9 protein-coding genes and 1 riboswitch are annotated in these 10,044 nt (G+C 62.1%); of the genes, 1 reads left to right on the forward strand and 8 read right to left on the reverse strand.

All coding sequences use genetic code 11. The features are described from left to right. Window positions 1-124: 124 nt before the first annotated feature. Window positions 125-1,129: a low-specificity L-threonine aldolase gene (gene ltaE, locus PDR5_RS21800; protein ID WP_064598797.1), complete on the reverse strand. Its 1,005-nt coding sequence runs from the start codon at window positions 1,127-1,129 to the stop codon at window positions 125-127. A 197-nt stretch (window positions 1,130-1,326) separates the two neighbouring features. Then, window positions 1,327-1,498: riboswitch (FMN riboswitch) on the forward strand. Between the two features lie 102 nt (window positions 1,499-1,600). Here ltaE and PDR5_RS21805 point away from each other — a divergent pair. Then, window positions 1,601-2,110, forward strand: a complete 510-nt coding sequence (locus tag PDR5_RS21805; RefSeq protein WP_039772077.1) for a 6,7-dimethyl-8-ribityllumazine synthase — start codon at window positions 1,601-1,603, stop codon at window positions 2,108-2,110. A 45-nt stretch (window positions 2,111-2,155) separates the two neighbouring features. On the opposite strand, the gene astE is transcribed toward PDR5_RS21805, so the two are convergent. From astE to PDR5_RS21840, 7 genes are all read right to left on the reverse strand, one after another. Next, complete coding sequence (astE, locus tag PDR5_RS21810) at window positions 2,156-3,166, reverse strand: succinylglutamate desuccinylase (RefSeq protein ID WP_007951052.1); 1,011 nt, start codon at window positions 3,164-3,166, stop codon at window positions 2,156-2,158. Window positions 3,167-3,178: 12 nt separating this feature from the next. Beyond that, on the reverse strand, window positions 3,179-3,469 hold the full coding sequence (locus PDR5_RS21815; protein ID WP_064598799.1) for a hypothetical protein: 291 nt from the start codon (window positions 3,467-3,469) through the stop codon (window positions 3,179-3,181). A 63-nt stretch (window positions 3,470-3,532) separates the two neighbouring features. Then, window positions 3,533-4,879, reverse strand: coding sequence for an N-succinylarginine dihydrolase (astB, locus tag PDR5_RS21820; protein ID WP_064598800.1), 1,347 nt, complete (start codon window positions 4,877-4,879; stop codon window positions 3,533-3,535). A gap of 137 nt (window positions 4,880-5,016) precedes the next feature. Continuing rightward, on the reverse strand, window positions 5,017-6,486 hold the full coding sequence (gene astD, locus PDR5_RS21825; protein ID WP_172829546.1) for a succinylglutamate-semialdehyde dehydrogenase: 1,470 nt from the start codon (window positions 6,484-6,486) through the stop codon (window positions 5,017-5,019). Next, the gene (astA, locus tag PDR5_RS21830) at window positions 6,483-7,508 is read right to left on the reverse strand and encodes an arginine N-succinyltransferase (RefSeq protein WP_064598805.1); all 1,026 of its coding nucleotides are present in this window, start codon (window positions 7,506-7,508) and stop codon (window positions 6,483-6,485) included. Before astA ends, astD begins: the two co-directional genes overlap by 4 nt. Before the next feature lie 51 nt (window positions 7,509-7,559). Beyond that, on the reverse strand, window positions 7,560-8,579 hold the full coding sequence (gene aruF / locus PDR5_RS21835) for an arginine/ornithine succinyltransferase subunit alpha (protein ID WP_064598807.1): 1,020 nt from the start codon (window positions 8,577-8,579) through the stop codon (window positions 7,560-7,562). 221 nt (window positions 8,580-8,800) lie between these two features. Beyond that, window positions 8,801-10,021, reverse strand: coding sequence for an aspartate aminotransferase family protein (locus tag PDR5_RS21840; RefSeq protein WP_064598809.1), 1,221 nt, complete (start codon window positions 10,019-10,021; stop codon window positions 8,801-8,803). Window positions 10,022-10,044: the final 23 nt, after the last annotated feature.

The raw sequence follows: 10,044 nt of genomic DNA on the forward strand, positions 1-10,044 counted from the left end.
GGCCAAAGGCCTGTACGAAACGTCAACAGACGAAACGACGGCAAAGGGCCGCATTATATCGGCCCTGCGCGCGGGGTACAGCGTGTTTATACGATAGAAACGGTCAATTGGGCCGCTAACGCTGTCACTTGCGCGAAAACTCGACGAATGTCGCGATCACTTGCTCGATTTGCGAGCGATTGACGTCCATGTGCGTGACCATCCGCAGCCGGGCGGCAGCGCTCAACTTGATCCCGCGCTCGGCGGCAAATGCCTTGATCGCCTCGGCACGGTCGCCCATCTGCACGTAAACCATGTTGGTCTGCACCGGCTCGACACTGAAACCGGCCTCGCGCAAGCCTTCAGCCAGCAACTGTGCGTTGGCATGGTCATCGGCCAGACGCTCCACGTTGTGATCCAGCGCATACAGCCCCGCCGCCGCCAGCAGTCCGGCCTGACGCATGCCGCCACCGACCATTTTGCGCAGGCGCCGGGCCTTTGCAATCAACGCCGACGAACCGCACAGCACCGAACCGACCGGCGCGCCAAGGCCTTTGGACAGGCACACCGAGACCGAATCGAAATACTGGGTGATTTCCCGTGCATCGACTCCGAGCTTGACCGCCGCGTTATACAGCCGCGCGCCGTCCAGATGCAGCTGAAGGCCATTGTTCTGAGTGAACTGGCGGGCCCGGGCCAGATAGTCCAGCGGCAGCACTTTGCCCTGCATGGTGTTTTCCAGCGCCAGCAGGCGGGTGCGGGCGAAGTGGAAATCATCAGGCTTGATCGCCGCTGCCACCTGATCCAGGTCCAGCGAACCATCGGCCTGCACTTCCAGCGGCTGTGGCTGGATCGAGCCGAGCACCGCTGCGCCGCCACCCTCGTACTTATAGGTGTGCGCCTGCTGGCCGACGATGTACTCGTCACCGCGCTCGCAGTGCGCCATCAAGCCCAGCAAATTGCTCATGGTGCCGGTCGGGACAAACAGCGCCGCAGCAAAACCCAGCCGTTTTGCCAATTCGGCTTCCAGACGATTGACCGTCGGATCTTCGCCATACACGTCATCGCCGGTGTCGGCGCGGGTCATCGCGTCGAGCATGGCGGGGGTCGGTTGAGTGACGGTGTCGCTGCGAAGATCGATAACGCTCATGAACCTGGCCTCAAGTCAGCAGGGAAAATCCCTTTTCGAAGACGAATTACTGCGGGCATGGCGCGGATTAATCAACCCTTGCGCAAGGAAAAGTCGTTTTCACGCTTCGAATAATCCGATGGCAATCATCACAAAGGCGCAATGCACGGCCTGGCAATCTGTGTTAAAAACGCTGCGCCGCCCGATAAAGGGCGGCGAAACGTTCTCAGGGCGGGGTGCAATTCCCCACCGGCGGTAATTGCGCGCAATGCGCATAGCCCGCGAGCGCTTGGTGACGAGCACGGCAAAAGCCGTGAGCGGCGGCAAGGTCAGCAGACCCGGTGTGATTCCGGGGCCGACGGTCACAGTCCGGATGAAGAGAGAACGGGATTGACGCCAAAGGGCCGTCCGCCGTGTATGCGCGAGCGTGCGTACCCTTGAATCCCTTTCGATTCATAACGCCCTGTTTTTCACACAAACAGGAGTCAGAACATGCAACCCACCGCTATCGACAGCAAAAGCAAACACCCTCACGGCGAGCGCGTCGCGTTCATCCAGGCCTGCTGGCACAAGGAAATCGTCGACCAGAGCCGTAAAGGTTTCCTCGCCGAAATGATCGCTCAGGGTTATCAGGAATCGGACATCGATTTCTTCGAAGTCGGCGGCGCCTTTGAAATGCCTCTGCACGCCAAGCTGCTGGCCAAGACCGGTCGTTATGCCGGTATCGTCGCGGCGGCGCTGGTGGTGGACGGCGGGATCTACCGTCACGAGTTCGTCGCCCAGTCGGTGGTCAGCGGCCTGATGCAGGTGCAGCTGGAAACCGAAGTGCCGGTGTTCTCGGTGTCGCTGACCCCGCACCACTTCCATGCCGGCGAAGAGCACCAGAAGTTCTTCTTTGAGCATTTCGTGCACAAGGGTCAGGAAGCGGCGAAGACCTGCGCCGATACGTTGCAGAAAGTGCGTGCATTGCGCCGCACCGAGCCACGTGCTGTAGCGGTCTGATGAAATAACGATCTCCCCCGCGCGCTGCGCGGGGGAGATTCAGTTTCAGGCAAGATTTTCGTCGGTGGTCGGCACGATCAGAATGCCCGCTCGCAGGCCGTTCTTGACCTTGGGATTGGGGAAGATAATCCGCGCGCCCTGCTCTTCGATGATCCAGCGGGTATTGGCCAGGTCTTCGGCCAGCACATAACCCACATCCAGTTCCGAAAAGTTTTCGATGTCCGCTGGCAAGTTCAGGCGGAACGCATCGCTGTGCTTGATGATTTCCCGGGCCACGCTGAACAGTTGCAAACCGTCCAGGCCCTGCTCGGCCATCTCCGGCTCGGTGCCTTCGATGATCTGCTTCAGACGGGTTTCCAGCAGCGACACATTGACCCCGGCGTTCTGCCCGAATGGCCGCGCCTTGCCCAGTTCCAGCGTGAAGGACTCGGCCCCCAGCTTGTCGTAGGTGTAGGAGCTGAACACGATCGACGGCTTGTTCTGCAACAGCACCGCTTCCATGCCGGCGGCGCGCAGACGGGCCAGTTCAAGACGGGAATGCTGGCGACCTTCCTTCCACGGATACAAAGCGAACTGCTCGATCTTCGAACCGCGAATCGCCGTGTGCAGGTCGTAGTGCAGGCGCTGACGGTCAGGAAGGCTGAAGAAACTCGCCGCCAGCCGTTCCAGTTCGCAGGCACGCAGGGCTTCGGAACCGCTGCTTTGTTCGTGACGGCCATTGAACAGCCGATTGACGTCCTGCTCGACGAAACGCTCGCCCTTGCGAATCGCTTCCGGGTTGCCGAACAGAAACAGAATACGTGCACGCGGCTTCAGGTCGCCGCGAGCGATGTCATGCAGCAGCCGGTCGAGCAATTCGATCGGTGCCGTTTCATTACCGTGGATGCCTGCCGACAGCAGCAGGTCCAAGCCGTTATCGCGCGCTTCGGGTGGCCGGACTTCCAGCGCACCCTCGCTCAACCAGCGCATGCGCACGCCTTCGACAGTCAGTTGAGTCTTCTCCGCCGGTTCGCGGCCGGCGAGGGTCAGTTCAAGCAGTTTGCCGAGGGCGAGCATAGAGCGGTTTCCTTAGTGGTCGTGGTTGCAATCCGGGCCGTGCACGTGGCCGTCGTCGTCGCCGAGGTCAGCCGGTTCCATCTCCAGTTGCAGACTTACCAGATTAGTCGCCAATGGGCGCAACAGCAGGTTGGCGTACTCTTCGTCGCCCTCTTCGACGTCCACGCCGATCAGCAGTTGGCCACGGCCGTCCTGCTGGATCCACAGCTCTTTGCCTTGCCACATGACCGCGACGCGGGTGCAGGAAGTTTCCAGTTGCTTGCCGTCGGTGTCTTCAAGGATCAGCCGCAGGGAATCGCTCATGTCTTTTTTACGCTCTGTTGGGGGAGAAAAGCCGCGCGCCGCGTTCAGGCGGCGCGCCGGCCATCAATTGATCTGGAATGGATAAACCGCGCCCAGTTTAAGGATTTGCGTCAGTTCATCCAGTGCCGTCCGGCATTCAAGCAGCAACTGCGGATCCGCCAGATCGCTTTCGGTCAGGCGGTCGCGGTAGTGCTTTTCAACCCATGCGGTCAACGAACCGTACAACGGGGCGGTCATGATAACCCCTGGGTTGACGGCCGCCAGCTCGGTTTCGTTGAGCGCGACGCGCAGTCGCAGGCACGCCGGGCCACCGCCGTTCTGCATGCTTTGCTTGAGGTCGAAGACTTTCACTTCACGGATCAGGCCGCCGGAGCTGGTCAGGCCTTGAAGGTAATTCCACACGCGCTCGTTGCCACGGCATTCTTCCGGCACGATCAGCAGCATCGAACCATCAGGGCGCGACAGCAGCTGGCTGTTGAACAGGTAGGAACGCACGGCGTCGTCCACGGTGACCGCCGAACGCGGCACACAGACCGACTGGAACTTGCCGCCGACCTTGGCCAGTTTGGCTTGCAGTTCGGCCAGCATCTGATCGGTGTCGAGGAACGCGTCCTCGTGATAGAACAGCACCTCGCCGTTGCCCACCGCGATCACGTCGTTGTGGAACACGCCCTGGTCGATAACGGCCGGATTCTGCTGCGCGTAAACCACGCCGTCATCACGCAGGCCGTGCAGACGGGCAACCGCCTGCGACGCTTCGAGGGTCTGGCGCGCCGGGTATTTCTGCGGTGCCGGGTAGCGAGTGTCGAACGCACTGCGACCGAACACGAAGAACTCGACACCAGCCTCGCCGTACTCACGGCAGAAACGGGTGTGGTTCGCTGCGCCTTCGTCGCCGAACTGCGCCACCGCCGGCAATGCGGCGTGGTGAGCGAAGTGTTGCTGGTTGGCGAACATTGCGCCCAGCACGCGACTGGTGGTCGGGTGTTCGATGCTGCGGTGGTATTTGCAGTTCAGGTTGGCGGCGGTGAAATGCACGCGACCGTCAGCAGTGTCGGCACTCGGGCTGACCGTGGCGGCGTTGGCTACCCACATGCTCGACGCCGAGCAACTGGCGACCAGCAGCGGCATCGCTTCTTTGGCGGCGCGCTCGATCACCTGAGCGTCGGTACCGCTGAAACCCAAACGGCGCAAGGCAGCCACGTCCGGACGCTCCTGCGGTGCGAGCACGCCTTGCTGAAAGCCCATTTCCATCAGCGCTTTCATTTTCGCCAAGCCTTGCAGCGCCGCTTCCTTGGGGTTCGAGGATTGCTGGCTGTTGCTCTGGGACGCAACGTTGCCGTAGGACAGACCACCGTAGTTATGGGTCGGCCCCACTAGACCGTCAAAATTGACTTCATAGGATTTCATCAGCGAGGCTCCACGAGAATCTGTTGTTATAGGCTTCAGTAACTATTCTTTGAGACCGCGGCGCGGCCATCGCTGGCAAGCCAGTTCCCACAGGGATCTCATCGCCCTTGTGGGAGCTGGCTTGCCAGCGATTAGCATCACGCCATCTTCACGCCAGGCGTCAGGGCCGCCGGCAACACCAGGCTCGGGGTTTCCAGCGAGGCCACCGGGTACGCGCAGTAATCCGCCGCGTAGTAGGCGCTGGCGCGATGGTTGCCCGAAGCGCCGACACCGCCGAACGGTGCGCTGCTCGCAGCCCCCGTCAGTTGCTTGTTCCAGTTGACGATCCCGGCACGGCTTTCCAGCCAGAACTGCTGATAGCGCTCTTCGGAATCCGACAGCAGGCCAGCGGCCAGACCGAATGCGGTGTCGTTGGCTTCGGCAATCGCGGCTTCGAAATCGCTGTAACGAATTACTTGCAGCAGCGGACCGAACAGTTCTTCGTCGGAACGATCGGCAACCGCCGTCACATCAACGATGCCCGGAGTCAGCAGCGCCGACTGCGCCTGCGGTTGAGTCATCGCCAGCAGCGACACTGCGCCATTGGCCAGCAGATGCGCCTGGGCATCCATCAACGCTTTCGCCGCGCCAAGGGAAACCACCGAGCCCATGAATGGCGCCGGCTGCTGGTCGAACGCGCCGACCTCAATGGTCGAGCTGACTTCCACCAGACGCTTGAGCAGGCTGTCGCCCCACGTGCCTTGCGGCACTAGCAGACGACGGGCGCAGGTGCAACGCTGACCGGCGGAAATGAACGCCGACTGAATGATCGTGTAAACCGCCGCATCAAGATCAGCGACCTGATCGACCACCAACGGGTTGTTGCCGCCCATTTCCAGCGCAAGAATCTTGTCCGGACGACCGGCGAATTGCTGATGCAGGTGATTGCCGGTACGGCTGGAACCGGTGAAGAACAGACCGTCGATACCCGGATTGGCCGCCAGAGCAATCCCGGTTTCCCGGGCGCCTTGCAGCAGGTTCAGGACACCGGCCGGCAGACCGGCTTCGATCCAGCACTTGACCGTCAGCTCGGCGACTTTCGGGGTCAGCTCGCTTGGCTTGAACAGCACGCTGTTACCGGCCAGCAGCGCCGGCACGATGTGGCCGTTCGGCAAATGACCAGGGAAGTTGTAAGGGCCGAACACCGCGACCACGCCGTGGGGCTTGTGGCGCAACACGGCGGTGGCGTCGCCCAACGGGCCGCTCTTCTCGCCGGTACGTTCGCGGTAGCTCTGCACCGAGATCGCGATCTTGTTGACCATGCTGGTGACTTCGGTCGCGGCTTCCCACAGCGGTTTGCCGGTTTCCTCACCAATGGTGCGGGCCAGCTCATCAGCGTGGTTTTTCAGCGCGGCGGCGAACGCTTCGAGCACGCTGATGCGATCTTCCAGGGTACGACGGGCCCAGCTTGGGAATGCCTGACGCGCAGCCTGCACGGCCGACTCGACCTGAGCGGCGGTGGCGCCCTCCCCCGACCACAGCACTTGCTGGGTTACCGGGTTCAGCGATTGAAAGGCCTCGCCCTGACCGGCCAGCCACTCACCTGCGATGTATAGCGAATTCATTATTTCGACTCCCGGGCAGCAGACAACGCCACGGCGCGCACCTGATCGCCAGCGTTGAGTTGAAGACGTTTGGCGGTCAGCGGATCGACCACCAGGGTGCCGGCGGCCAGACGGGCCGGCGCAGCCGTGATGCGGCAGTCTTCACGTTTGCGGTTATGGATGATGAACGGCGTGGCGTCGTCGCCCGGCGTGCCGATGGCCAGCACCAGCGCTTCGCTGTCACGCACCGCGCGGATCTTGCTGGTCTCGCACTCGATGGCCGGGCCGGCGTCGAAGATGTCGACATAACCCTGATAGCTGAAGCCTTCGCTCTTGAGCATCGCCAGCGCAGGCTCAGTGTCCGGGTGCACCTGGCCGATGACGTTGCGCGCGTCCGGCGACAGGAAGCAGGTGTACAGCGGGAATTTCGGCATCAGTTCGGCGATGAACGCCTTGTTGCCGACGCCGGTCAGGTAATCGGCCTGGCTGAATTCCATCTTGAAGAAGTGCCGGCCCAGGCTTTCCCAGAACGGCGAACGACCGGCGTCATCCGACACGCCGCGCATCTCGGCGATTATCTTGTTGCCGAACAGTTGCGGGAATTCGGCGATGAACAGCATCCGCGCCTTGGACAACATGCGGCCGTTGAGGCCGGTGCGGTAATCGGCGTGCAGGAACAGCGAGCACAGCTCGGAGTTGCCGGTCAGGTCGTTGGCCAGGAACAGCGTCGGGATCTCGCGATAGATGTTCAGCTCCTGCGAGGCGCTGACGGTCAGGCCGACGCGGAAGTTGTACCAAGGCTCGCGCAGACCGACGGCGCCGGCGATGGCGGAAATCCCCACCACGCGACCGTTGTCGTCTTCGAGCACGAACAGGTAGTCCGCGTCGCCACGGCCGGCTTCACCGCGAAAGGTCTTCTCGGCCCAGCCGACCCGGTGGGTCAGGCGCTCTTCGTTGGCCGGCAAGGTGGTCAGGCCGGTGCCGGTGCTGCGGGCCAGGTCGATCAGAGCGGACAAATCGCTGCTGCGTACGGGACGAACAATCATGCTATCTCCTCAAACGGGCCGCCGTGGCCACCCGTGAAACTCGCTAAGGCGTTAAACCGCCACCAGGCGCACGCTGGCACCTTCACCGACGCCCAGGGCTTCGGCCGCTTCCAGATCCAGGGTCACCGGTTTGCCCGGCGCGTAATCCAGCTCGAGCAATACCGCGCGGTAATCCTGCAACTGGGCATTGGCCACCAGATACTGGCGACCGGCACCTTTGACCGGCTCGCCGAGCTTCACCGGCACCACACGGCTCTGGGCGATCGAACGGATCCCCGAAACACGCGCATGCAGGGTCGGGCCACCGTCAAAGATGTCGATGTAGTGATCGGTCTCGAAGCCTTCGCGCATCAGGATGTCGAAGGTGATCTGCGCACGCGGGTGTACCTGGCCCATCGCTTCCTGAGCGGAGTCCGGCAGCAGCGGCACGTAGATCGGGTAATGCGGCATCAACTCGGCGAGGAACGTACGGCTTTTCAGGCCACACAGGCGCTCGGCCTCGGCGTAGTTCAGGTCGAAGAAGTTGCGACCGATGGCGTCCCAGAATGGCGAGTCGCCGTTCTCGTCGCTGTAACCGACGATCTCGGTCACCACCGAATCGGCGAACCGCTCAGGGTGGCTGGCGACGAACAGCAGACGGCCACGGGAGTTGAGCTCGGCCCAAGGCGAACCCACCAGCTCGCGCTGCACGTAGAAACTGGTCAGCAAGCTGTTACCGGTCAGATCGTGGCATTGCGAGAGGACGTGGATCTTGTTGTGGATCTTCAGCTCGCGGGAAGCATGCACGAAGGTCTCGTTGCGAAAGCTGTAGAACGGCTCGGAGTAACCGGCCGACGCGACGATTGCCGAGCAGCCCACCAGTTTGCCGGTGGCAGTGTCTTCGAGGACGAAGAAGTAACTCTCTTCGCCGTTGAAGCTCACTTCGGCGGCAAACGAGGCTTCGCTCGCGGCGATCTTGTCGCTCAGGCGTTCAACGTCATCCGGCAAGGAGGTGACACCAATCGGGCTGTCCGCAGCCAGACGCTGTACCTCGCCCAGATCAGCCATTTGCGCGGGGCGCATCACCAGCATGGTGTCACTCCTTTCTCTTATCAATTCACAGAAAATAACCGGGCAGCTACTGCATACACAGAGATCAGTGTGGGAGCGGGCTTGCTCGCGAAAGCGGATTGTCAGTCAACATTTTCGCTGTCTGACCACCGCTTTCGCGAGCAAGCCCGCTCCCACATTTGATTTTGCCCGGCATCAAAATTGGGTTCGGCGCCTGATCAAGTCAGGCGCCGAAGGGGCTATCAGGCTTGCGTCAGTTTCGCCGCAGCACGTTCGAAGCGGTCCAGACCGGCGTCGATGTCCGCGTCTTCAACCACCAGGCTCGGGGCGAAACGGATCACGTCCGGGCCGGCCTGCAGAATCATCAGGCCTTCTTGTTCGGCGGCGTTGAAGATGTCCTTGGCCTTGCCTTTCCAGGCATCGCTCAGCACGCAACCGATCAGCAGACCGAGACCGCGCACCTGGGTGAACAGGCCGTACTTCTCGCCGATCTGCTGCAGGCGGGTCTTGAACTTGTCGTGCTTGGCGTTGACGCCGTTCAGCACCTCAGGGGTGTTGATCACGTCAATCACTGCCTCAGCCACGGCGCACGCCAGCGGGTTGCCGCCGTAAGTGGTGCCGTGAGTGCCGACGACCAGATGCTTGGCCAGCGCTTCGGTGGTCAGCATCGCGGCGATCGGGAAACCGCCGCCCAGGCTCTTGGCGCTGGTCAGGATGTCCGGAACCACACCGAAATGCTGGTAGGCGAACAGGTTGCCGGTGCGGCCCATGCCGGTCTGCACTTCGTCGAACACCAGCAGCGCGTTGTTGGCGTCGCACAGTTCACGGGCGCCTTGCAGGTAAGCCAGCTCGGCCGGCAGCACGCCGCCTTCACCCTGGATCGGCTCCAGAACGACCGCGCAGGTCTTGTCGGAAACAGCGGCTTTCAGCGCTGCCAGATCGTTGTACGGCACGTGGGTGATGCCGGTGATTTTCGGGCCGAAACCGTCGGAGTACTTCGACTGGCCACCGACGTTCACGGTGAACAAAGTACGGCCGTGGAAGCTGTTGAGCGCGGCGATGATTTCGTACTTTTCGGTGCCGAAACGGTCGAACGCGACGCGGCGGGCCAGCTTGAAGGCGGCCTCGTTGGCTTCGGCGCCGGAGTTGCAGAAGAACACGCGCTCGGCAAAGGTGGCGTCGATCAGCTTGTGCGCCAGGCGCAGGGCCGGCTCGTTGGTGAACACGTTGGACACGTGCCACAGCTTGTTCGCTTGCTCGGTCAAGGCACCAACCAGCGCCGGATGCGCGTGACCCAATACGTTGACGGCGATGCCGCCGGCGAAGTCGATCAGCTCGCGGCCGGCCTGATCCCAGACGCGGGACCCGGCGCCACGCACCGGAATGAAAGCGGCAGGCGCGTAGTTGGGAACCATAACCTGGTCGAAATCGGCGCGTTGTACCGCAGCGTGCTCAACGGACATCGGAGTCTCCTGATGAGGGCCAC

The organism is Pseudomonas sp. DR 5-09 (assembly GCF_001655595.1).
In the GTDB taxonomy this organism is placed as follows: domain Bacteria; phylum Pseudomonadota; class Gammaproteobacteria; order Pseudomonadales; family Pseudomonadaceae; genus Aquipseudomonas; species Aquipseudomonas pharyngis.

Coding starts and splice junctions, on each gene's coding strand:
- ltaE (WP_064598797.1), bottom strand. CDS start 1,129: ATGAGCGTTATCGATCTTCGCAGCGACACCGTCACTCAACCGACCCCC.
- PDR5_RS21805 (WP_039772077.1), top strand. CDS start 1,601: ATGCAACCCACCGCTATCGACAGCAAAAGCAAACACCCTCACGGCGAG.
- astE (WP_007951052.1), bottom strand. CDS start 3,166: ATGCTCGCCCTCGGCAAACTGCTTGAACTGACCCTCGCCGGCCGCGAA.
- PDR5_RS21815 (WP_064598799.1), bottom strand. CDS start 3,469: ATGAGCGATTCCCTGCGGCTGATCCTTGAAGACACCGACGGCAAGCAA.
- astB (WP_064598800.1), bottom strand. CDS start 4,879: ATGAAATCCTATGAAGTCAATTTTGACGGTCTAGTGGGGCCGACCCAT.
- astA (WP_064598805.1), bottom strand. CDS start 7,508: ATGATTGTTCGTCCCGTACGCAGCAGCGATTTGTCCGCTCTGATCGAC.
- aruF (WP_064598807.1), bottom strand. CDS start 8,579: ATGCTGGTGATGCGCCCCGCGCAAATGGCTGATCTGGGCGAGGTACAG.
- PDR5_RS21840 (WP_064598809.1), bottom strand. CDS start 10,021: ATGTCCGTTGAGCACGCTGCGGTACAACGCGCCGATTTCGACCAGGTT.